Annotated in this window: 23 protein-coding genes; 2 read left to right on the top strand and 21 right to left on the bottom strand. The window is 37.7% G+C overall.

Annotated features, from left to right (window positions below; translation table 11 throughout):
- Nucleotides 1-267 precede the first annotated feature (267 nt).
- Nucleotides 268-1,284, top strand: coding sequence for an alcohol dehydrogenase AdhP (gene adhP / locus FFM62_RS02680; RefSeq protein ID WP_115470725.1), 1,017 nt, complete (start codon nucleotides 268-270; stop codon nucleotides 1,282-1,284).
- 63 nt (nucleotides 1,285-1,347) lie between these two features.
- On the opposite strand, the gene FFM62_RS02675 is transcribed toward adhP, so the two are convergent.
- The 4 genes from FFM62_RS02675 to FFM62_RS02660 all read right to left on the bottom strand — a co-directional run bounded on the left by FFM62_RS02675 (nucleotide 1,348) and on the right by FFM62_RS02660 (nucleotide 7,522).
- Nucleotides 1,348-2,481, bottom strand: a complete 1,134-nt coding sequence (locus FFM62_RS02675) for a 5-methyltetrahydropteroyltriglutamate--homocysteine S-methyltransferase (protein ID WP_115470724.1) — start codon at nucleotides 2,479-2,481, stop codon at nucleotides 1,348-1,350.
- A gap of 431 nt (nucleotides 2,482-2,912) precedes the next feature.
- Nucleotides 2,913-3,827: a magnesium transporter CorA family protein gene (locus FFM62_RS02670; protein ID WP_115470723.1), complete on the bottom strand. Its 915-nt coding sequence runs from the start codon at nucleotides 3,825-3,827 to the stop codon at nucleotides 2,913-2,915.
- Nucleotides 3,828-4,119: 292 nt separating this feature from the next.
- The gene (locus FFM62_RS02665) at nucleotides 4,120-6,087 is read right to left on the bottom strand and encodes a glycoside hydrolase family 127 protein (protein WP_115470722.1); all 1,968 of its coding nucleotides are present in this window, start codon (nucleotides 6,085-6,087) and stop codon (nucleotides 4,120-4,122) included.
- A gap of 61 nt (nucleotides 6,088-6,148) precedes the next feature.
- The gene (locus FFM62_RS02660; RefSeq protein ID WP_115470721.1) at nucleotides 6,149-7,522 is read right to left on the bottom strand and encodes an MFS transporter; all 1,374 of its coding nucleotides are present in this window, start codon (nucleotides 7,520-7,522) and stop codon (nucleotides 6,149-6,151) included.
- Between the two features lie 252 nt (nucleotides 7,523-7,774).
- On the opposite strand from FFM62_RS02660, the gene FFM62_RS02655 reads away from it, so the two are divergent.
- Nucleotides 7,775-8,752: an AraC family transcriptional regulator gene (locus FFM62_RS02655; protein ID WP_115470720.1), complete on the top strand. Its 978-nt coding sequence runs from the start codon at nucleotides 7,775-7,777 to the stop codon at nucleotides 8,750-8,752.
- A 286-nt stretch (nucleotides 8,753-9,038) separates the two neighbouring features.
- Here FFM62_RS02655 and argH read toward each other — a convergent pair whose 3' ends face one another.
- From argH to FFM62_RS02570, 17 genes are all read right to left on the bottom strand, one after another.
- Nucleotides 9,039-10,427, bottom strand: coding sequence for an argininosuccinate lyase (gene argH / locus FFM62_RS02645; protein ID WP_115470719.1), 1,389 nt, complete (start codon nucleotides 10,425-10,427; stop codon nucleotides 9,039-9,041).
- A gap of 15 nt (nucleotides 10,428-10,442) precedes the next feature.
- Nucleotides 10,443-11,666, bottom strand: coding sequence for an argininosuccinate synthase (locus tag FFM62_RS02640; protein WP_133296301.1), 1,224 nt, complete (start codon nucleotides 11,664-11,666; stop codon nucleotides 10,443-10,445).
- 180 nt (nucleotides 11,667-11,846) lie between these two features.
- The gene (locus FFM62_RS02635) at nucleotides 11,847-12,164 is read right to left on the bottom strand and encodes a SemiSWEET family transporter (RefSeq protein ID WP_115470717.1); all 318 of its coding nucleotides are present in this window, start codon (nucleotides 12,162-12,164) and stop codon (nucleotides 11,847-11,849) included.
- Nucleotides 12,165-12,706: 542 nt separating this feature from the next.
- Nucleotides 12,707-13,567 carry an SDR family NAD(P)-dependent oxidoreductase gene (locus tag FFM62_RS02630; RefSeq protein ID WP_115470716.1) on the bottom strand — a complete coding sequence of 287 codons (861 nt, stop codon included), beginning with the start codon at nucleotides 13,565-13,567 and terminating at the stop codon, nucleotides 12,707-12,709.
- 172 nt (nucleotides 13,568-13,739) lie between these two features.
- Nucleotides 13,740-14,231, bottom strand: coding sequence for a DUF998 domain-containing protein (locus FFM62_RS02625; RefSeq protein ID WP_115470715.1), 492 nt, complete (start codon nucleotides 14,229-14,231; stop codon nucleotides 13,740-13,742).
- 24 nt (nucleotides 14,232-14,255) lie between these two features.
- Nucleotides 14,256-15,107, bottom strand: coding sequence for an aldo/keto reductase (locus FFM62_RS02620; protein ID WP_115470714.1), 852 nt, complete (start codon nucleotides 15,105-15,107; stop codon nucleotides 14,256-14,258).
- A gap of 19 nt (nucleotides 15,108-15,126) precedes the next feature.
- Nucleotides 15,127-16,020, bottom strand: coding sequence for an SDR family NAD(P)-dependent oxidoreductase (locus FFM62_RS02615; protein WP_115470713.1), 894 nt, complete (start codon nucleotides 16,018-16,020; stop codon nucleotides 15,127-15,129).
- 40 nt (nucleotides 16,021-16,060) lie between these two features.
- On the bottom strand, nucleotides 16,061-16,207 hold the full coding sequence (locus FFM62_RS10090) for a hypothetical protein (RefSeq protein ID WP_165845880.1): 147 nt from the start codon (nucleotides 16,205-16,207) through the stop codon (nucleotides 16,061-16,063).
- 30 nt (nucleotides 16,208-16,237) lie between these two features.
- Nucleotides 16,238-16,846, bottom strand: coding sequence for an SDR family NAD(P)-dependent oxidoreductase (locus tag FFM62_RS02610; RefSeq protein ID WP_115470712.1), 609 nt, complete (start codon nucleotides 16,844-16,846; stop codon nucleotides 16,238-16,240).
- Nucleotides 16,812-16,997: an SDR family NAD(P)-dependent oxidoreductase gene (locus FFM62_RS10370; RefSeq protein WP_115470711.1), complete on the bottom strand. Its 186-nt coding sequence runs from the start codon at nucleotides 16,995-16,997 to the stop codon at nucleotides 16,812-16,814. Before FFM62_RS10370 ends, FFM62_RS02610 begins: the two co-directional genes overlap by 35 nt.
- Before the next feature lie 44 nt (nucleotides 16,998-17,041).
- Nucleotides 17,042-17,917, bottom strand: coding sequence for an SDR family NAD(P)-dependent oxidoreductase (locus FFM62_RS02600; protein ID WP_115470710.1), 876 nt, complete (start codon nucleotides 17,915-17,917; stop codon nucleotides 17,042-17,044).
- Nucleotides 17,918-17,973: 56 nt separating this feature from the next.
- Nucleotides 17,974-18,534 carry a TetR/AcrR family transcriptional regulator gene (locus FFM62_RS02595; protein WP_165845879.1) on the bottom strand — a complete coding sequence of 187 codons (561 nt, stop codon included), beginning with the start codon at nucleotides 18,532-18,534 and terminating at the stop codon, nucleotides 17,974-17,976.
- A 119-nt stretch (nucleotides 18,535-18,653) separates the two neighbouring features.
- On the bottom strand, nucleotides 18,654-19,373 hold the full coding sequence (gpmA, locus tag FFM62_RS02590) for a 2,3-diphosphoglycerate-dependent phosphoglycerate mutase (protein ID WP_115470708.1): 720 nt from the start codon (nucleotides 19,371-19,373) through the stop codon (nucleotides 18,654-18,656).
- A gap of 94 nt (nucleotides 19,374-19,467) precedes the next feature.
- Nucleotides 19,468-20,481, bottom strand: a complete 1,014-nt coding sequence (locus FFM62_RS02585; protein ID WP_115470707.1) for an NAD(P)/FAD-dependent oxidoreductase — start codon at nucleotides 20,479-20,481, stop codon at nucleotides 19,468-19,470.
- A gap of 45 nt (nucleotides 20,482-20,526) precedes the next feature.
- Nucleotides 20,527-21,336, bottom strand: a complete 810-nt coding sequence (locus FFM62_RS02580) for an SseB family protein (RefSeq protein WP_115470706.1) — start codon at nucleotides 21,334-21,336, stop codon at nucleotides 20,527-20,529.
- A 447-nt stretch (nucleotides 21,337-21,783) separates the two neighbouring features.
- Nucleotides 21,784-22,959 carry an MFS transporter gene (locus FFM62_RS02575; protein WP_115470705.1) on the bottom strand — a complete coding sequence of 392 codons (1,176 nt, stop codon included), beginning with the start codon at nucleotides 22,957-22,959 and terminating at the stop codon, nucleotides 21,784-21,786.
- A 278-nt stretch (nucleotides 22,960-23,237) separates the two neighbouring features.
- Nucleotides 23,238-24,293, bottom strand: a complete 1,056-nt coding sequence (locus tag FFM62_RS02570) for a BMP family lipoprotein (RefSeq protein ID WP_115470704.1) — start codon at nucleotides 24,291-24,293, stop codon at nucleotides 23,238-23,240.
- Between the last annotated feature and the right edge of the window lie 12 nt (nucleotides 24,294-24,305).

The raw sequence follows: 24,305 nt of genomic DNA, 5'->3' as shown, positions 1-24,305 counted from the left end.
TTTCCTCCCTCTTTCGTACAACAAAACCATGGCCCTTCAAAACAAAAATACTTAAGAAATACCCATTAACTCGTATCCCTTATCTTTAGAATACACACATTTAATTGAAAATTCACTACACAATAGTAACTAATTTGTTTAACACGTTGTCAAATAAAGTGACTATTATACGTTGTTTTTTGTGATTGTTTTCACTTTATTTTTATATCCTGTTTTGTTATGCTTTAGGTGTTTAAATATAACAAAACAGTTTTGGGGGATAAGATTATGAAAGCAGCTGTTGTTAGAGATAATTGTGATGGATACGTGGATATTAAAGATGTTGAATTGCGAGACTTAAAATACGGTGAGGCACTTGTAAAAATGGAATATTGTGGTTTATGTCACACAGATTTACATGTTGCCGCTGGTGATTTTGGTAAAGTTCCCGGTCGTATTATTGGCCACGAAGGTGTCGGTAAAGTAACTAAAATTGCAGATGGCGTGACGAATCTAAACATTGGTGATCGCGTGTCTGTCGCCTGGTTCTACCGGGGATGCGGCCATTGCGAATACTGTACAACTGGCCGTGAGACACTTTGCCGTAATGTTGAAAATTCGGGGTTTAATGTTGATGGTGCCATGGCTGAGGAGTGCATCGTCCCAGCTGACTATGCAGTTAAAGTACCAGATGAACTTGATCCAATCGAAGCAACTTCATTAACTTGTGCTGGTGTAACCGTCTACAAAGGGCTCAAGACTGGTGATTTAAAGCCTGGTCAATGGGTCGAAGTTGTCGGTACTGGTGGCCTAGGTAACTTAGCCGTCCAATATGCTCACAATGTCTTCGGCGCTCATGTTGCCGCAGTTGATATTGATGATGATAAACTGGCTGCTACTAAAGATTTAGGTGCCGATTTAACAATCAACTCACTTCATGAAGATGCCTCACAAGTTTTGCAAGATAAAGTAGGTGGTGTCCACAGTGCAATCATCACGGCTGTTAGCCCAGATTCATTTACAACTGCAGTCAATGCCTTGCGTCCTGATGGTACGTTGGTTGCCATTGCCCTACCTCAAGGGGATATGGGATTGAACATTTCAAAGACTGTTCTTGATGGTATTAAAGTCGCCGGATCATTAGTTGGTACTCGCCAGGATTTGGCGGAAGCCTTCCAATTTGGTGCTGAAAAACGTGTCAAACCAATTGTCCAAAGACGCAAATTATCAGAAATCAACGATATCATTGACGAAATGAAGAACAACCAAATCGTGGGACGCATGGTTGTTGATTTCACACATTAATTAATCACTATTTCTATCTATCGTAAAAGGTCGAGACAACAACAATTGTCTCGACCTTTTAAGTTAATCTCCCCAAACTTCTTGCGCTGTATCAACAACCAATCGAATTTTATCCCACTGTTGTTGTTCAGTCAGTTGGTTACCTTCTTCAGTTGAAGCAAAGCCACATTGCGTACTTAATGACAAGTTTTCTAAGGGAACATACTGTGTGGCTTCATCAATCCGGTGAAGTAATGTTTCCTTAATCTCAAGTTCTGGTCGCTTGCTAGTAACCAGTCCCAAAACTACCTGTGTGCCTGCTGGTACTTCGGCTAATGGTGCAAAATCACCTGAACGTTCATCATCAAATTCTAGGTAGAATGCATCCACTTTTTCTTGGGCAAATAAGTGGCCCGCAACTGGTGCATACCCCCCTTTAGCGGCCCATGTAGAATGATAATTACCACGACAAATGTGCGTACTAATGCGCAAATCTGATGGTAAATCAGTAATGGCCGCATTGTTCAATGCTAAATAAAGGTCTTGTAAGGCATCACGATTAAATTCACCATTTGTCATTTCTTGCCAAAAATCACCATCGACTACCATGCCCCAAGTACAATCATCAATCTTCACATCTCGACAACCCGCATCATATAATGCCAAAATCAAATCATGATACGCGTTACCAATATCTTGTACTAACTCCTCTTGATTAGGATAGTACTTTTGCAGAGCAGCTTCATTTTCGGCACCACGCGCTAACTCAGCATAAAATTGGGCAGGTGATGGAATACTCTGCCGTGCAGTCACTCCCGGTTGATCCTTTACCAATTCATTTAAAAAATTAAAGGCTTTTAAATCATGGTGTTCTGGATTAAAAGCAATCTTGCCCACTACCTGAGCAGAATCATTTCTAGTCTCTTCATCATGGAACAAATAACCATGTTCTGCATATGTGTGTTCAATACCAGAAAAGCCCCAGAAAGTATCTAGATGCCAGTAACTACGTCTAAATTCACCGTCGGTCACAACCTTCAAGCCAGCGTCAATTTCTTTAGCAACTAAATCGCGAATTGCTTCATCCTCAACTGCCGTTAATTGTTCTTGACTAATCTTATTTGCCGCAAAATTTGCGCGTGCTTCCTTAACTGAATCTGGACGCAAAAAACTACCGACAATATCGTAATGTAATTTTGTTGCTGTCAATGTTGCCATGATTAAATCCCCTCTTTCTAATAAATACTAATGAACAAGACTATGATTAATTGATAATTGCATTAAAAAAGTCCCTAGGAAACAAGTGTGTGCTTGTTTCCTAGGGACGTGATGTTAATTGTTCACGTGGTACCACCCATTATTCGGTATTATTTTTTCAAACAATACCCTCAATCAGATACACTACTACTAGCTATACCTGTCCGCGATAACGGGCGGACCCGCAAACAGCTCATATAACATTTAATAAACTCACTGTTTGTCTGTACTCCAAGACCATCTTCATCGACGCTTCTCTACCACTTTTCACCTCATGTGGTTCTCTGTCAAAAGTCGCTAATCAATTACTCATCTTTTCTCAGCAAAAACTAATTAATTTATATAAATAATAAGATAAAGGCTGATTTTTGTCAACATTAACAATTAGAAGATTATTTTCTTCGATGCACTAACCACACCACTGCAGCAATCAATGCAGCTGTCATAAATAACGTGCCTACCCAAGCCCATTGGCCAACAGCTAGTGGTAAATGCACATTCATACCGTAAAAACCTGAAATAATGGGCGGAACTGCCAAAATAAGTGACCACACTGTCAAAAAGCGCATCGTGTCATTCAATGAATTATTCAGAATATTATTATACGTATTGGATAGCCGTTCAACCAAATCAGAAGTATCTTGCGTAATTTGTTGACTCTGATTTGTTTCAATTTCCACATCAGCTACCATCTCACGTTCACGCTTATTTAATGACACTGCATCAGAATCGGCATTCCCACTCAATTTCATTTGTTTAATAGCCATGACATTATTATCAGTGGCTGTGGTTAAGTGTACTAATTGATTACTAAGCGATGCTAGCGCTTCAATTTGTTTATTTGTTGGATTTTTGCGATATTTTGCTAAGTCTGCACGGATTGCATTAATATCATCTATTTGATCCATATATTGGTCGTTTAAACGCCACAACAGTTGCAATAAAATCGTGATTATACTTTGTCGTTGCTTACTTTTTTGAGCAAATAAATGTTGTAATTCGTCATTAACTCGTTGTGCCTGTGCAGGTACAGCCGAAATCAAGGTATCAACTGTCACAATAAAACTTACCGGCATCACATGGTATCCCTGATCCGATTCGTCTTTAATAACAACTTGCCAAATCAGCATACTCGTATCTGTCGCTTCATTATAATCATAACGTGAACGTTCGCGTGGATCCTGTACGTATGATTGAAATTTAGGCGTTAAGTCAAACTTTTTATGTAATTTTTGAATATCATCATGTGTTGGATCAGTAATACTAACCCAATGTAATCCGTTTAAAACGGCATGTTCTTGATACATAAGTACTGACCCCCTCTTTCATATCATTTCGTACCTTCATTATACCAGTAACGACTTAGAAAGGTTACCACCCAACAGACAATCTAGTAGCACAATGATTATAATGGCAAATAGAATTAACCAAGGTAACCCACTCTCCATTCGTCACTCTTTTCTGTTATTTAATAAATGTAATGAAAATCAACATATCAATGTTAATCACCCATGTATCTATTGTTAAAAACGTGTGATGGAAAAGGTTAAACCGCTTTTCAATCACACGTTAGATGATTAATTTAATTTGTTAATACTTTTATCTATATAGCCAGACTCGCATTTGACCATTTGAACGATTAGCCCTATAGTATGGCACTAATGTTAGCCGAGCCTTATCCCTGACCGGTGCTTCCTCTAATGTCTGATACAATGCGTCATCTGCGGAATCAAGTCGTTCTCTTGTCGCCGGCAAATGAATAACGCCAACACCACCAAGCAAGTCTGCATGATAGGCATAGGTTGTCACATCATCTTCAGTAGCAACATGATAATCCCAAAGGGGTGTTTCATTATCAGCCTCTTCAGCCGCATAAACTAGCGGACCACGTGTCACGGCAACTTGACCAAAATTATCTTTCACACGGTTACTACTACGCATCAATTTTGTTGTCATGTTCAATGTTAACTCAATATCAATATTAGTCTGATTCACGGTTAAATAAATAAAGCCGTCCTCAATTGTAACATCAGCTTGTTTCCCATTAACTGAAACATTTAGATTGTCCTGCGACCACTGAGGTATCCGAATACCAAACTGGAATGATTTGTGATTATCATTTTCAAGATGGTAATTAATATCCCCTTGCCATGGAAAATTATTGTTCTGAGTCACGGTAATACCATCACTGAAGTTTGCTTTATTTGCAATAAACTGATGACTTAAAATCGTATTATCGTGGACCGTATAAATATATTGATCAACCGATGTAATTAATCGTGCCAAATTTGCCGGGCAACAAGCGCAACCGAACCAGTCGGCACGATGCGTCAGAATGTGTGACTTTCCTGGATTTGACTTTGAAGCTGCTGGGTCTGCTTCTAATGGATTAACGTAGAAAAAATGTTTACCGTCCAACGACATGCCGCCTAGTGCGCCATTGAATAACTCTTTTTCCAAAACATCCCCATATTCACCTTTTGCCTCAATTTTCAACATTTCTTTTGCAAAAAAAGACATACCTACTGAAGCACAAGTTTCGCCATACATCGTATCATTAGGCAAATCATAATCATAGGTGAAAGCTTCTCCAGTTGTTGTTGAACCAATATTACCCGTAATGTACATACGGCGCTTGACAATATCATTCCAAAATCGCTTGCATGCCGTTAATAACTCTTGATCGCCTGTATGACGAGCAACCATTGCCATGCCGGTACATAGATAGACAACGCGAACTGCATGCCCATCAGCTGTTTGCTGGTCTTTAATTGGTTCTGCCGCTTGATAGTAGCGCCGCGTAAAATCACGCATACCAGCTATCAAATCACGGTCTTCACCATCCGATTTTATTTGCTCATCAAAAAAATCAGGATTTTGACCACGTTGATTTAAGAAATAATGCGCTAAATCAAGGTAACGTTGCTCTTGTGTTACCTCGAACAGTCTAACCAAGGCTAACTCAATTTCTGGATGCCCATCATAGCCATGAATTTGATTTTCTTTCAATCCGAAGTTTTGATCAATACAATCTGCCATGCGTTTGGCAATTTGCAAGGCTTTTTTATTTCCGGTTGCTTGATAATATGCAACGCCTGCTTCAATATAATGACCCATTGTATACAGTTCATGCGACTGCTGCAAACGCTTAAATTTTCTTTCAGGAGCATCAATTTGAAAGTAAGTCGATAGATAGCCATCCTCATCTTGTGCATCAGCTATCAAATCAATTAATTCATCAGTGATTTTTTTAAGATTATCATCCTGCTGATACGAAAATGAGTAAGCTGCTGCTTCTAACCATTTATAAACATCCGTATCTTGAAAGGGAAAACCATAATGATGTCCCTCTTCACGTCCATCTGCAATCTTCAAATTAGCAATAGCATGACTATTTTTGTCTTGACCATTATTTTGCGGATCATCAGCAATATCGATATTTGCTTGATCATTCATAACTTGCCATTGATAAGGTAATACTTCCTTAACAACAAGCTCCCGATAGCGTTGCCAAAATTCTGACGTCACTTTCACTTGATTTAGTTGAATTGTCTCTTGATCACTCATATTTAAAAAATCCTTTCAGTTAAACTTTTTCTGCTTCAACTTCTCGTTCAGCTAATTCTTTTTAAACGATTGGTTCATGGTGCTCCCATTTACGATAAGCAATCATTAATACCAAACTAATGACATAAATAATAATTGGTACCCAAACAAAAGATAGGTTGATACCTGTTAGACTACTTGTTGATTGTGCAGCACGTGATGCATCAAAACCGACGCTATCTAACAACATAGAAACAATGAACGAACCTAAACCAGAACCCATTTGAATACAAAATGCTGCGCCAATAGCCGTTAAGAATCCATTTGCACGAATACCTGTTTTCCATTCACCAAAATCAACGGTATCACCAACCATAGCAAAAAACATGGTACATGCTGATCCAGCACCTATACATGCTATACACCAAGCAATTAATGCCGAAACTATATTACTTCCCGCAAGTCCTAACCAAATTTGACCAACAATTGTCAAAGAAAGGAAAAATACTGTTGATCCCCATTTGTGTAATAGCTTTACAACAAATGGTACTGAAGCCATCCCAATAACCTGGATAATTGAGAAACCGTTAAAGAATGAAATTAACGACTTATCACCTAGGTTATATTGAAAATAATAAGGTAATGCCGAATTTCGTACCGTGTATGCTGTCCAATAAGCTAAATTAGCCAAAACAATAATTACCCATGGCCAATTACCTTTAGTCGCTTTCAAACTTTCCTTAATACTAATAATTTTTTCTTTAGCAATGTTTTTCTCACGCATGTCAAAGAACGCAATAATCAACAATATAAATGCCACAATTGCATAAATACCAACTGCTAATGACCAACCTCGTTGATCGTTACCCTGACCTAACAAGTCAGCGAACGGAATAATAAATGTCACTGCGAAGAAATTACCAACATTTCCCAAAACCAGACGAATAGAATTGGCTTGCATCCGGTCATCTGTATTTGTGGTTAAATTAGGCAAGACCGATGTAATCGGTGTCGACATAGCAGTATACGAAAAATCAGCCAAAATATACATGACACCAGCATAGATAATCTTAGCTGTGTTACTGATATCCGGTGTTGTAAATAGCAGCCAAACAAATATTGCAAATGGCAATGCTCCCCATAAGAACCATGGTCGGCTCTTTCCATATTTACTATGTGTATGATCCACCAGAATCGCCATAATTGGTGCACCAATTGCATCAAATATACGACCAATTAATAGTAAAACTCCCGCAACTCCGACAGAAAGGCCGAAAACATTGGTGAAAAAATATAACATATACGAACTGATAATACAGTACAGTAAGTTACCTAACAGGTCTGTAAATCCATACGTAATTTTACGATGAAATGGTAATTTGTCTTGTGCTAACATCTTTTTTGCTGCATCAACTTCACTATTCACTCGATCATTAGTATTAGTATTTGATTCCATGATAGTTGTCTCCCTCTAATTATTATGCTGGCAATCAATCATTTGATTACCTATTCACAAAATAATTGTAACCGTTTTCAAATTATCAAAAAAGATTTATAATTGCACATAAGGTAATCATTTCCGACTATTTTAAATTTAAGATAAATTAAACGAATGATTTACTATCACGGTATTCTATACATAAGTATCATGAAGTTCATATACGATATAAAGTGACCGTTTCCGACTTTTAAATCGAGGTGAGATTTTATGCTTTTCTCTACATTTACGCTAGACAAGACCATGTTATTTTATAAAGGTGGTGAATTCATTAGCAACCAACATTGGCAGCATAAGCAAATGTTCCATCAAGGTGATTATGAAGTAATTATTTGCATTAAAGGCCCTATTTACTTGGAAATTGAACAGCAACATGTAACACTTAACGCTCATGATGTACTAGTCATTCCACCATTCACCCCATTTGGAGGTTTTCGTAAAAGTGATGATCTTGTTGATTTTTACTGGCTTCACTTCTTTTCACAGTACAAAGAAAAAATATTTACCAGCACAGTCACAGAATTAATTGATCACATGCAATCAGTAACAGATAAACATCAAAAAATTGCTTTACCGCGACACTTCACATTAGAAAATGATCAACAAATTTTGATTCTTGTGCATCAAATGTTATCAATAAATAATCAGTTATCCTACATTGATGAGCGTGATTACTTAACTTCAACACTACTCATCTATTTATTTAAAGAATTCTTATCGCAAAATCAAACTGATGAACGTTCGAAAATTAATTATATTAAGGAATGGATACGTGTTAATATCTCCGCAACATTATCTGTTGCAGAGATATCTACCCATGTCCATTTAAATCCAGATTACCTAACCCGCTTATTTAAAAAATATACGGGGATGACAACGTTACAATATCTGAATCATTTAAAAATTGAAGTCGCTTCATTATTATTAATCCGAACAGAAATGTCGATTAAGCAAATTGCAACGGCTGCTTATTTTACCGACCCGAAAGTATTTGCACATAAATTCAAGTCGACGACTAGCCTATCGCCTACGGATTATCGAAAATCTTATCGGTTAGTTCATCAAAATAATCCGCACATTGATCCACAAATCCCGATTCCTAAACGTATTGAGGATATCCTGGACTACATTCCAGAAAATGGTGATTTGCCTGATACTAATACACATACTAAAAGGAGTACCCACTAATGAAACTGTTCAATAAAATTTTCGCTGGCCAATCCCTTATCTAATGATTTTTACAAATTACCCTCATTTACTTAGCATGGGCAGTTGCTGATCATAAGGTAGTTAATAACCTTTATACAATTAGCGGTGCTGCTATTATATTGATTCTAATTTACTTAAGCCTGGCACATGATAATCACCATCGCCAATCAAAAAAATAATAATAGAAATAAAAAACACATGAGTTAGATCTGTCTCGCTGGACAGCATTATCTAACTCATATGTTTTTTCATTATCATTCACTAGCTAACTTTTACTAGCTAACTTTTTTTGCGCTTTTTTAATCTGATATTTCACTTGCTCGAAGCCAGTCGACCCCAAAGAAATTCGCCGGGCGACCGCATTTTCTGGGTCAAGTACATCATAAACATCATCTGCTATCAAAGGCTCAAATTCTTGTAACTGGGTTAAGGACATTTTTTGTAAGGGTAAGTTATTGGCAACCCCATAATGAACTAACTTGCCGACTACCTGATGCGCTTGTCTAAACGGTAACCCTTTGTCAGCTAAATAATCTGCCAACTCGGTCGCATTCGAAAAATCATCCTGCAATGAAGCTGCTAACTTATCTGACTTCACTTGAATAGTAGCCAACATTTCCGTAAACAATGAGACGCAAGCTTTCAACGTATCAATCGTGTCAAAAACACCTTCCTTGTCTTCTTGTAAATCTTTGTCATAGGCTAATGGCAAACCTTTTAGGGTCGTCAACAATGAGAACAATGAGCCATAGACCCGACCAGTTTTTCCACGAATCAACTCAGCAACATCTGGATTTTTCTTTTGCGGCATGATTGAACTACCAGTAGCAAATTCATCACTAATTTCAATATACCCGAACTCATAAGAATTCCATTGAATAATCTCTTCACAGAATCGACTTAAATGCATCATCAAAGTCGCTGCAGCATGTAGGAAATCTAACAGGTAATCTCTGTCAGACACAGCATCGATTGAATTTTGATAGTTGCCAGCAAAGCCCAATTCTTGTGCACTATCCTCCCGATCAATCGGGAAGGTCGTTCCTGCTAAAGCAGCAGCCCCCAACGGTGATTGATTTGTACTGTGGTAGGCCATTTCAAACCTTTGTTTATCGCGGGTAAACATTTCATAATACGCCATTAAATAGTGAGCGTATGAAATAGGCTGGGCATGTTGCAAATGAGTATAACCTGCCATCAATGTGTTGACGTTAGCGTCAGCCTTTATCACCACAACGTTTAGCAATTCATCTAATAATGCCATGATTTGTACCGTTTCATCTTTCATAAACAAATGCATATCAGTGGCTGTTTGATCATTACGGCTGCGCGCTGTATGTAGCTTACCAGCAACATCCCCAATCTCTTGTTGTAACAGATGCTCGATATTCATATGGATATCTTCGAACGTATCAGAAAAAGTTAACTCTCCCGTAGTTAATTTTTTCAATAATTTTTCCAATCCGCCAACAATTTGCGTACCTTCTGTTTTGGAAAGTATCTTCGTATGCGTCAACATTTTTGCGTGGGCAATTGAACCTTTCAAATCATGTTTTGCTAAACGTTGGTCAAAGGAAATCGACGCATTAAAAGCTACAACATCAGCACTATTGCCTTTTTCAAAACGGCCACCCCACATTTGATTTGTTGCCATGATTTTGCCTACTTTCTACTTTAAAACAACTTTTTCTGCATCTGCCAATTTTTGTTGTACTTGCGCATGCACGACTGAAGGTAAGCTATATAGCTTGATGAATCCGGCAGCTGATTCCTGATCAAAGGCATCAGCTGATGTGTATGTTGCCAAATCTAGACTATATAGTGAATTCTTTGATTGACGACCTTCACAAATCACATTACCCTTAAACAACTTAACGCGAACCACACCATTCACTTCTTTTTGGCTTTCATCAATAAATGCTTTCAATGAGTCAAACAAAGGTGTGTACCACAAAGCATTATAAATTATATCCGCAATTTCTTTTTCAATAATGGGTTTGAAATGCGCAAGATCCTTAGTCGTAGTCAAATCTTCCAAATCCTTGTGTGCTTTTAGTAATACTTCTGCACCGGGAGCTTCATAAACTTCACGTGACTTAATACCAATCAAACGATTTTCAACGTGATCAATCCGACCAATCCCATGTTTACCAGCTACTTGGTTTAATTCCTTAATCAAATCGGCTAAGGCATATTCTTGCCCATTAATGGCAACTGGCACACCTTGCTCAAAGGCAATTTCAACATAATCCGGTTCATCTGGTGTATTTTCCAAAGCAGTTGTACGCTCGTAAGCATCTTCAGGTGCTGTGGCCCATGGGTCCTCCAAAATACCACATTCATTTGCAAGTCCCCAAAGATTTTCATCAATTGAATATGGGCTTTCGGTTGTAATTGGCACAGGAATACCATTTTCTTTAGCATAAGCGATTTCCATTTCACGTGACATGTGTTGATCACGAATAGGATCTTCAATTTTCATCTCAGGTGCTAAGGCATGAATTTCTGTTTCAAAACGGACTTGGTCATTTCCCTTACCCGTGCAACCATGGGCAATCGCAGTTGCCCCATACTGCTTAGCAACTTCAACCAATTTCTTGGCAATCAAAGGTCGTGACAATGCTGAAATTAATGGATACTCCCCTTCGTAATAAGCATGAGCTTGTAACGCAACTAATGCATACTCCTCAGCAAATTCTTGTTGTGCATCGATAACAACCGATTCAATAGCACCAACCTGCTTACCCTTGACTTGGATCTTGTCCAAATCTTTTTCCTCACCAACATCGATACAACATGCAATCACATCATAACCGGCATTTTTTAACCAGGCAATCTCGACTGACGTATCTAAGCCACCAGAATAAGCTAAAACAACTTTCTCATTACTCATAACAATTCCCTCTCTTTGAACGTTTTCTAAATAATAGAATAAATATACAGTAAACGCAACACTTTTCGCGTTTTATTCATAAATTAAACGTATATTCATTTTATAATGCATATTCAGACCGCTAAAAAAGACTACCGAACATTGTCAGTAGTCTTTTGTCTTTATTAATTATATTCAAATTTAATGAACGTAGATTGTAATGATAGTAACAATCCCCAAGAATATACCTGGTACATTTGATATCACTAATGGCCAATCTCGGTATTTTTTTAACCAACCATATCCTGCCCATAACATGGCATCTAACATCATGGTTAGTGGCTGAATAAGGGGTACCGGATTACCAGCAAGGTTACTTTGAATTTCGGTTATATAAGATAAATACATGAGCACACACATAATGGTTGCTAATATACTAATCAACCTCACAATATTAACCCTGCTATTTACATCAATAAAGCGCCGTCTATCACTAGATTTATCGGTTCCGCTGTCCATTTTTCTTGTTTATTGCCTCCTAAAGCTAAAAGTATGTCCGACCTATATGATAGTCGTCTTTAGATATTATGCAAGGGTTAATTTTTTAAAATATTATTTACTTACGATATACAATTAATCAGTAGGTTACTCACGCCAAAAAAACAGCCAATCTCATCATGAATTGAACATTTTTAACGAAATTACCAAATCAAAAAAAGACTACCAACATTTCTGTCAGTAGTCTCTATCTCATATTTCTAATTACTTCAAAATATCCTTTAAATCAACGTTCAAATCTTCATCAAAGTCGTGAACCCATGGCTCATCATTGGCGATTTGCGCAATGTGCTTCACTAAGACACGCAAAGAGTTTCTGAGGGCTCCGATAATAACGCCTCTTTCAACCCAATCAACCTGTCATTTCCCCAAAATCATTTTCCCGTCTTTCCTTGTCCCACTGTTAATCAGTGTAGCAGCGGTCGCTAGCAAAATTTAGTGACTAATATGATTCTGACCAGTACATTATTACATTGCATTGATAGAACTCTCTACTCAATTTTTTATAAATATTTTTCAGTAGCCTGATTACAGTAGTTCCAAATTTGTTCTTGACCATTCTCAGAGTACCACTTAGAATCAATTTCCTTCTCTTTTTTATCACCATAGAATTTGCCAGAGACACCTTCTACATCTGATGAGGTAATCATATAGAGTCCTGTAGCAGCTGCATCAGGAATTGACCATGAATATTGTTGATATTCATCCATTAATTTTTGCATTTCAGGTATTTCCCCTGATATTCTTTGTAGTCCTGTTGATAACGCTGTTCCTGGCTCCACTGTGTTTACGGTAACATTTTGAACATTATTTTCTTTTAAGTGTTCTGCAAATTCACGCATGATCCACCAAACATACAATTTTGAAAGACCATAAGCTGCCCCGAAACTGTAATGATTTTCAAGCTCAATATCATCTAAAATAGGATCTGCACTCTGGTAACTTTCTGATGACTGTGTCACAATTCTGGCCGATGCACTCTTTTCCAATAGAGGAAGAAGTAGCTTAGTAAGTAAGAACGGTGCCAACATATTAATGGCAAAAGTCTTTTCGTGACCTTCTGACGTTAGTTCTCTTTCCTCACCAAACTGTCCACCAGCATTGTTATAGAGTACATCTAAATGACCAACTTGTGCCTTTACTTTGTCAGCAAATTTGGCTACTTCTGATAGCAAGGAGAAATCAGCTGTAATCATGCTAACATCATGGTTTCCCAACGCAATAATTTCATCGTAAACTGCCTTAGTTCTCTCTGGATTTCTACCATGAATGATCAACTGATAGTTTCCCTTTGCCAATTCTAAAGCCGTTTCTTTTCCAATTTCATTGGAAGCGCCTGTAATTAAAACAATTTTTTTACTCATTAATAATATCCTTTCTAGTTCTTGTTCTGTTTAAATTTCATGTACAAAAGGCTTCGTTCTTAATAGGTAGCCCGCAAAAATAATATCCCACAACATAATGGTATAAACTGAAAGACGTTCAAAAACGGCATCGTAAGTAAATACTGTACTCAAAGATAGGCATAGGATAAAACTAAACTATACCGATGGTTCCCACAAGATTACTGAATCTGACAAATGATTTTTTTGATGACGTTTGTTTAACCGCATGACTGGCAAAGATAAGGCACAGATTTCCACCCACGATTGCCATTAATGCACCCAAGCCATGAAAAACAACTCCCCACCAGGGATAACCAGGGAAAAGACCCACTAAGCTAATTTCCAAACCTTGAATAAAGGCAAAGCTTAGAACAACTCGTCTTCTTTTGTAAAATACCTTTTGAAGTAAATAAAAGGCAAGAAAAGCAAGAATACCATACGTAATAAAGCCAGTATTCATAATGTTGTGCCAAGGAGAATTGATTGTTTTAGTCACGATTGGTACGCCTAAGTCACTAATCCAATTTGTCAAATAATGATAATCCGGATTTTCCCATGCTAGAGAGCTAATGAATTCGCCTAGTATATAAATCAGTGGCGCAGCTATCAATAAAGAAATTCCCCACTTGCTTCTTTTAGTCATAAAAATTGGACCCTTTCAAATTTTTTACGTTTGGTTGAAAATTGTACTGATCAATTGCGAAAGCTTGTTTTTATCAGCAAGTTCTTTTTGCTGATCTAAGCTACTAATTTGCACTAATTCGTCAGTTGTTAATTCAAAGTCAAAAATATCGAGATTTGCTTGAATATGTTTTTTTGATGTCGATTTAGGAATCGAAACAATTGAATTTTGAGCCAGCCATCGTAAAATAATTTGTACCACACTTCTGTCATGTTCCTGGGCAATCATTGTCAAAGTCGGATCATGAAACAAATCTTGTTTACCTTGAGTCAAGGGTCCCCACGCTTCAACTTCAATATTATTAGCCAATAAAACCTGTCGCATCTTCTGTTGTTGTTTGAACGGATTGATTTCAATTTGGTCTACTGCGGGCTTAATCTCACTTTTAGCAATCAAATCCGTTAAATGGCGTTCATAAAAATTGGAAACCCCAATTGCCCGAATCCTACCTTCTTTATATAAATCTTCCAAAGCACGCCAAGAACCCATGTAATCTCCCAAGGGTTCATGAATAATATACAGGTCTAAATAATCTAATCCTAAATTAGCCAAAGAATCAAAGAAAGCCCTTTTTGATTTGCGATAGCCAGTATTAGTAATCCATAATTTTGAAGTGACAAACAATTCTTCTCGTGGTATGCCACTTTGAGCTATAACTTTACCAATTGTCTTTTCTGTACCATAAGCTTGAGCAGTGTCAATCAAACGAAATCCTAACTCCAACGCAGTTGTAACCGCCTCTTCACACCTTTGTTGTTTTTCTTTTCCAGTACCAAACCAGCCACCAAATCCTTCTACGGGCATTTCAATGCCATTATTGAGTGTAACAGTCTCCAATCCAATTCCCCCCTTTTCATTACAAAGCTTCACTTAAGAATGGTTCACAAATTGTCATACAATAATCCCATAAGCGTTGGTCGTTTTGTGGAGAATAATACTCCCGATTTTCTTTTTCGATTCGGCCTTCAAAGTCAAAGAATTTACCAGTTAACCCTCTAAATTCATTGGAAGTGGCAAGCAAAGCATTTGTTGTACCGGGTATTTTAGGATCCTTAGTCAAGGGAAGTTTTTCCCATACAGCAACTAGCGCTTTCATCCAAATTGGACGTTGATTGAGTGACTCACTACCTAAATTAGAGTAAGCACTACCTGGCTCCATACAATTGATCGTAACGTTATTAATTCCTTTTTGTCGTAACTGATTTTCTAAATGCCACATAGTCCATAATACATAGAGCTTTGATAAACCATACGCACGACTAAATTCATAATTGTTTTTAAGTTCAATATCATCTAAATATCTGTCACTTGTTCCTTGATTATATGAAGCAGAAGAAACCGTGATAATCCTGCCGTCAGCACTTTTTGACAGTAATGGTATCAATAAAGTAGTTAGTAACAACGGTGAAAAAACATTCGTTGCCATTGTTTTTTCATGTCCTTCCGCAGTTTCAACTCTGACATTTCCCATCTGTGTACCAGCATTATTAATCAGTCCGTCTAAATGATCATACCTGTCCTTGATTTTTTCTGCTAATTTTTTTACTTCTGCCATCAAAGACAGGTCCGCAATGACACTATCAATATTTTCGTTACCTGATTGTTCTTTAATTTCTTCAAGGGCTTTTTTAACTTTTTGCTCATTTCTACCATGCATAATGACATGATAACCTTGTCGTGCCAGTGCTAAAGCTGTTTGATAACCAATACCACTGTTGGCACCTGTAACTAATATCGTTTTGGGTTTCATCGATTATTACTCCTTCCTTACAAAAAATCACCTATTCAATTTAATGATCTTCTAAGTTTTCATCAAACTTTTGTTTATAAAAGTGTGCACGTTCTGTCAAATCGTAAATATCTTTTTTATCTTCGTTCAATCGATACAATAAAACTGCGTTACAAACTAAACTTGTTGCCAAAATAAGCTTTTTCATAATAGTTAATTTCTCCTTTTCGTAGCCTTTTTAACTTCTAATTGTCGTGCCACCATCCACATCAAATGTCATACCAGTTAGATAATGTCCTTCTGGTAGGGCAAGAAATAAGCAAACACTACCGACATCTTTTTCGATATCTCCCCAGCGGCGCATTGGAATTGCGTTAACCACCGCTTCTGTAGAGGCAGCAGCGGCCGGATCCTCATTGATATTGTCACTTTCTCTGGAAGGATTGAGTGGGTTAACATTATTTAAATTGATGTTGTATGGTCCCCATTCTTTAGCAGCTATTCGGGTAATCGACCGTAGAGCAGCTTTATTTGAGGCATAGACAGCATAGTGTGGTACGTTAGTTGTATCTGCACCAGAAGCAAAGTTGATTACCGTTCCTTGGCTTTCTTTCAAATATGGAAATGCCGCTTGCATTAAGCGCCAAGCTCCAAAAACCCCTGATTCATAAACTGCGGTAATATCATCCCAACTAACATCCTCTACTTTGATATTTGCACGAAAAGTTTGTGCACAATTAACCAAAATATTTAACTTTCCAAAAGTTTCAATTGTTTTAGAAACTACTTTTTCTGCAGCATCATGATCAGTATTATCTGCAACAACAACTAAGTGTTTGTTCTTCAATTTCTTTTTTGGCGCTTAATAACCTTGATTCTGTGCGACCAGTAATAACGACTGAGATACCATTTTTAGCATAGACTTTTGCAACCCCTAGTCCAGCACCTGAAGCTGCACCGGTAACGATTGCAACATTTCCACTAATTGAAGTAAACATAATGTTCTCTCCTTTGGTTTAAAAATGATTTGCAATAAATAAATTTAGGCATGTGTTGTTTCTTTAAGATATGGGGCAATGACCCTCATGCAATAATCCCACAGTTGTTGTTCCCTTTCAGGGGTATGCTCCTTCATTTGTGGTTTTTCAAGTTGTTTCTTATTATTAAAGAATTTGCCAGTCACCCCCTTTACTTCATCCGATGAAGCTAGATAAATGTTTGTAATAGCTCCTTTTTCTGGTGCTGGCATTAAATGCAAGGCAACTTTATAAATCATGTTATTGATAAATCCATTATCACTATCTTGACCAAAATTAGTCCCGACTGCACCTGGATGAGAGCAGTTGACCGTTACATTTGTTATACCTCGTTTTTGTAATTCAGCTGCCAAATGTTGCGAATTCCAAATAACAAATAATTTACTGATGCCATAGCGTTTTTGCCCAGAAGGCTCATTTTTCAAATTTAGGTCGTCCATATCTGGTTTGGCTTGACGATGAGTGCCAGATGACATGTTAATAATTCTGCCGTCTGAACTTTTTTCTAGACTAGGCAACAATAGTTGATTTAACAACAATGGTGCTAAGACATTAAGGGCCATTGTATTTTCGATGCCGTCTGTTTCCCTACGCGTATCATCTAACACAGCACCAGCATTATTAATCAAAACATCAAGATGATCATATTTTTCCTGGAACTGTTCAGCCATTTGTTTAACCGTTGGTAATGAGAAAAGATCCGCAATTAAGTATTCTGCTTCCGCATTTGGAACCTGCTGTTTAATTTCTGCCACAGTTTTTTGAGCTTTTTGTTCATTACGACCATGAATAATGACATGATTTCCTTTCTTGGCTAATTCTGTTGCCGTAATTTTTCCAATACCATCAGTGGCACCAGTTACTAAAATAATTTTATTCATGAATTGTTCCTCCTTTAAAACTGAATAGTTAGTTTTTTATAGATAAATAACAAAAGCTATTTCTTGATAGCTTTTGTTACCATATTAATAATTTGATTGAGTTCTTTTTCATCCATCTTTGGCTCTCGTTCTAAAACCAAAGTCGGTACAGTAAAAAATATTTCCAAAACATCATGAGAAAGAGGCGAATACTCAGGTGATTGCTGAATTCTTACAAAAAGATCCGCTAAAGGACTTTCCATAGTATTACCAAACTCGATAGCATGCTGATCTAATAATTCCTGGTTGCTCCAAAGAGTACCCATAAAATAGGCCTGCTTTGGAAATTTACGATATTGTGCCACGGAAAAACGAATTGCTTGTCCAATCTGTACTTCAAGATTCTGTGTCTGATCAATGGCTTGATCTAATCCTTCATGTAATTTTACTTTAACCTCCTCATATAGACGACTTAGCAGATCAGTTTTATCGTGATAGTGCAAATAAATTGTTGCTGGACTAACACTAGCTTCTTTAGCAATCTTCGCAGTGGTCATATTTGACAATCCAACATCTTGACTTAAATTCAAGACTGATTCTTTAATTGCTTTAATTTTGTTAATATCTGTTGTTCTCATACGCATATAATAACTAATCAGTTAGTTATAGTCAAATGAAAAATCTTGTACATTTATTATTTGAGCATATTAAAAGACTACCAACATCACTGTCAGTAGTCTCTATCTCATATTTCTAATTAAGCTTCAGGCTTCAAGATATTCTTTGAAACAACGTTCAAATCTTCATCCAAGTCGTAAACCCATGGCTCACCATTAGCAATTTCAACACCCATGATGTCATCATCAGAGATTTGCTCAATGTGCTTTACTAAGGCACGCAATGAATTTCCGTGGGCACCGATAATAACGTTCTTACCAGCCTTCAAGGCCTTTGAGATATCTGAATCCCAGAATGGCAAGACACGATCCAAAGTTACCTTCAAGTTCTCACCCTTTGGCATTTCACCTGCTGGCACATCTTGGTAACGACGATCCAATGCAGGATAAGTCTTACCATCAATTGTCATTGTTTCTGATTGCTCTTCTAGCAATGGAGGCAAAACGTCATATGAACGACGCCATTGATGAACTTGGTCATCACCCCACTTCTTCGCTGCATCAGCTTTGTTCAAACCTTGCAAAGCACCGTAATGACGTTCGTTCAAACGCCATGACTTAACTTCTGGAATCCACATTTGATCTGTTTCTTCCAAAGCCAAGTGCAATGTCGTGATGGCACGTGTCAAAACTGACGTATAAGCTTGGTCGAATTGAATACCTTCTTTAGCCAACAATTGTCCAGCTGTCTTAGCTTGAGCGACACCTTTGTCACTCAACTTTGTATCAACCCATCCATTGAATAAGTTCAATGCATTCCATTCACTTTGACCGTGACGAATTAAAACCAACTTTGCCATTGGTACACCTCTTTTTTCTAATTTTGTTCGTTATTATTGTAACAAATTTTCAAGATATTTAGTAGTAATTGGTAATCTTTTCACAAAATAATCACTAACGTTTAACAGTCCCATTTTCAACCGTCAATGCCGTAGAATGTGCTGGTCCTTGCTTTTCAGGTAGAATATGTGTCATCAAATCATTAATAGCAGTTGGCGCTTCACCAAAACCAGTCGCAATCACATCATATTTGCCATCATAAGCAGCGACATCCCCAATTGCATACACATTTTTGACTGACGTCGCCATGTTTTGCGCCACCAAAACCCGATTTTGATCGTTTAATGCCGGCTTAATCGTCCAACCAGCCATCACTTTGTTCTCGGTTTGGAAGCCGTAACTAACCACAACTTCATCTACCGTAATAACTTTCGTTTCCTCAGCGCGAGCAACTTGCAAGGTCACTGATAAAGCGCCAGATACATCACGCGTAATGTTTTTAATTGTATACGGTGTCTCGATACTTACTGATGAGTGCTCAAGTTGTGTCAAATTGTGTTCTAATGCACGAAACTTATCACGACGATGCGTAAGGCTAACTTCGGCAGCAATTGATTCTAGTTGTAATGCCATGTCGACTGCTGAATCACCGCCACCAGCTACTAAAACACGTTTACCAGCGAATAACTCTTGTTCATGAATAGAGTAATGAATATTATCGGCAACATCATCCCCTAACAAATCTGCTGAAATGCGGCGTGGTTCAAAGGCACCTGCCCCAGTGGCTAGTACAATACCTTTTGTATGGAACCCTGCCTGTTGATCCATCTTAATTTGATAACCATCCTCATCCGGGATAATGTCCGTAACAGTTGCGCCTGATAAGATTGTTTGATCAAATTGAGACAGTTGTTCAGTTAAATCATCAATCAATGCTTGACCAGAAACATTCGTAAATCCCGCCACGTCTAAGATGGTTTTTTTGGGGTAAAAATTCGTAACTTGTCCACCCACATCGGGCAAGCTTTCAACAATGGCCACTTTTAATTCTCGTAAACCAGCGTAGAAGCCCGCGAACATACCCACTGGACCAGCACCAATAATTGTTAAATCTACTTCTTCATTCATTATTATAGAAAACTTCCTATTACTATTTTATTGAGAACGACTCACTTAACCTAAAGTTCGATTGTATAAACTATCAAACTCTGACAGATCGACTTGAAAGTCAGCTGCATAAACAATGTCAACTGCGCTGCCTTCATCACCTGCTTTTTCTTCAAATGCTGTTGCTATTTGTTGATAAAGAGCTTGCACTGCATCCCGATCTGGACCATCCACTACTAATAGATAGTTTGATGTATTGGCATCATTATTAGTCAACCAAAGAAGATACATGCTTTCAATGGTTCCCATTGCATCGTCAGCAATTCCAATCAATTCATAACGCAGTGGCGTTGGAATCAACTCTTCAGCTGACATAATTTCCATTTCATTGTCGCCTGCTTCATCATGTTCATCCGCTCGCTGTTGTTCAGCAATTTGTTGTGCTATATAAGCGATGTTATCACGCGTGATTGGCATACCATTAGTAAACGGATTTAAGGCTAATCCTTCGATATTCTGTGTATCATCGTCTTGCAAGATTGGTAAGTAATCTGATAACGCCATTGCCCAAGGATAAACAGGTAAATCAGCTTCAATAGTTTGTGTATTATAGGCTTCCAAATCAGTAAACACAGGGAAAACGCCGTTACCATTTTCTAGTTCAAACGTTACCAGCTGCATTTGCGCATTATCTGGAATTTCAACACCACCATCATCCTTAACAATGGGTGGTTCTGAAAAATTAACTGGCGCAATAAATACAGCATCAATTAATGCTTGGATAAAGTTATGCTCCGTGACCTCATTTTGTTCCTCACGAAAAACTGCTATCGCATCAAGCAATTTATCGTTACGTAGTTCTTCATCATTATCCATGCGTAATCATTCTCCTTATAATTTCTCATCTCTTTTTAACAAGTATAACGGAAAAGCCTATGTTTGTCAGGGGCTCACCTTGCCATCATACAAAGGACAATCCTAGCTCTCAAAAATGATGATCAATGTATGCTAAACACAAAAAGAGGCTGGGAAATTTTTATCCCAACCTCTTGTTTCACATTATGACAAATCAAGGTCAATATCTGGCCATTAAATCAATGCCAAATAATTGTATCCACTATATGTATTTTAATGTGCTCTGCGTTTCCCCTCAAGCTACTAATTCATCATAGCTTAAAAGTCGCTTAAAGTAAATACATACTTCGTGTTTTATTGATTTACCATAGCGGATAGTCAATAATATTGTGTTTATTGCCTAATAATATTAATATAAAAGATTATTTTAAGCAAAACACGAACATTTATTAATATGTCGCATATTTTTTAATCTTTGGCACCTTTATAGAATAATTTATACAAAATAGCACATATAATTGGTAGCACTGCTGCAATCAAATACATTTGTTTGAAATCAACAAAATTACGCAAGGCACCTAACACGTAAGGCCCAACACCGATTCCTAAGTCCAAGCCAACGAAATACGTTGATAAAGCAACACCAACTCGGCTGACATCCTTCTCCAAATGCAAAGCAACCGCCTGACCGTTTGACATAAACGTTCCATATCCCAAACCAATCAAAGCACCAGAAAATAGCAATTCCCAATCAGAGGTCGTTATACTTAACACAAACAACCCAATTGCTAAGAACAAGTAACTAGGATACATCACTGAGTTCTCACCATATCGATCAAAAATACGGCCTGCCATTGGACGGGTCACTGTAATAACTAAGGCGTACACCACAAAGAAAAATGAGCTAACTGATACTAAATCAATCGTCTCAACGTACGATGCCAGAAATGATAACACACTTGAATAAGCAAGTCCCATAACAAAAGCAATTGTCGCAATAAAGACGACTTTTGAATCAATAAAGGTATTAATTTTCCAACTGTCAGCTAATGCACGTTGATCCTTCGTCAAGTCCAAGTTATTGACCTTCAACATCAAGCAACCGACAACGGTGAATGCCAAAATAACACTCGACATCATAACAATGAAGTCAATACTAGTTGCTTGTAACAATAGCATACCTAAAAACGGACCAATGGCCGCTGCCAAACTTGTACTCAAACCGTAATAATTAATTCCTTCGCCACGCCGTGATAATGGAATATATTCTGTCACAATCGCATTCGTTGCCGTCGAAACGGTTCCATAGAAAAATCCATTTAATAAACGGACGATATAAAGAACCATTAGTGATGGCATATACAAGTACATCAATGTTGTAATGAAGTACAAAACAATACCAACACGTAATGTTTGTCTACGTCCCAGAACCTCTAGCTTCTTTCCCACATAAAGCCGAGCTAATAGTGTCCCAATAACGTAAATACCTGATGCTAATCCCGCTTGACTCAACGTTGCGCCCAAATTTTCTTGAGCAACAACAGCAATGATTACCATTAATAAATAGTAAACCAAAAAAACTAAGAAATTAACCAGTGTAATACTGATAAATCCCTTATTGAATAACTTCTCCTTACCTTCCAACAGACCTCTCCTTAATAATAAAAATTAAATAAAACCTACCTTACTAAATTAATACTTTTAACCATGTACAGTCAAGTTAATATAAATAAAATATAAATCTGTTAGTATTTAAAATATAAAAAATGAAAACGCTTAAATTCATTAATGTGGTCAACGGTTTTAAGTTTTACCTATTTTCAGGACAATAAAAAAACAAGTATCATAAAAACAATACTTGTTTAACCAGGAATAGCATAAAATGCGCTATGAAATACATTGTAATGACAATATTTTGTTAATTATTTAGCAGGAACTTTAACATCCCCACTGACAATATCCTTGCGAGCATCTTGCACAGCTTGCCAGGCGTCGCTTGTCATATGACCACGTGTAATTGCAACCCCCTTATCACTCAATCCATATACTAAGTGCTTACCACCAGGGAAATTACCTTTAGCCGTCTTGTCAGTCACATCAATCACAGCCTTACCAACCTTCTTAACAGCAGAAGTCAATGTAAAGTTAGATTTACCATCCTTAGCTTTGTAGGCGCCATCATCATTTTGATTACGATCGACACCAACGACCCAAACCTTGTCTGCCGCGTTCTTTTCCTCATTCAAATCCTTTGCCTCAGTAAAGACACCGGCTCCTGAACCACCGGCTGCCGTAAAGATAACATCAGCACCGTTTTGATACATCGACGAAGCAATCGTCTTTCCCTTACCAGCATCGGTAAAGCTACCTACATATTGCGCATCAACTTGAATATCAGGATTAACTGACTTTGCTCCCGCAATAAAGCCGGCCTCAAACGTCTTAACAACAGATGATTGCAAGCCACCAACGAAACCAAGTTTATCTGTCTTTGTCATTTTAGCAGCCGCAACACCAGACAAGTAAGATGACTGTTCAGACTTAAAAGTAACCGACACTGTATTCTTACGAGCCTTGGCAACATCATCAATAATCATATAATTTGTATCTGGATGTTTCTTTGATTGCTCATTAATTGTTGAAACCAATTGAAAGCCAATACCGTAAACATTCTTAAAGCCGTCTGAACGTGCTTGATCCATATTCGTTGTAAAATCTGCATTAGTCTTTGAAGGATAATAAGCATAACCGCCCTTGCCTTGCTTCACATCGTTATCCTTTGCCCACGACTTCATACCTTCCCATGCTGACTGGTTGAATGATTTATCATCGACACCACCACCATCGGTCACCAGCGCAACTGACGTCTTATCACTCTTATCATCACTTGACTTGTTTCCAGACCAAGCAGCATATGCACCACCTGCAATAATTACAACCGCGGCACCTGCCACCCACATCTTTGCGTTTGAAGCCATTTTTCTATCCCC

It is taken from the genome of Weissella thailandensis, assembly GCF_005405465.1.
Lineage (GTDB): Bacteria > Bacillota > Bacilli > Lactobacillales > Lactobacillaceae > Weissella > Weissella thailandensis.
The sequence above is the reverse complement of the archived record's forward strand: the minus strand, read 5'-3'. Positions and strand labels throughout refer to the sequence as shown.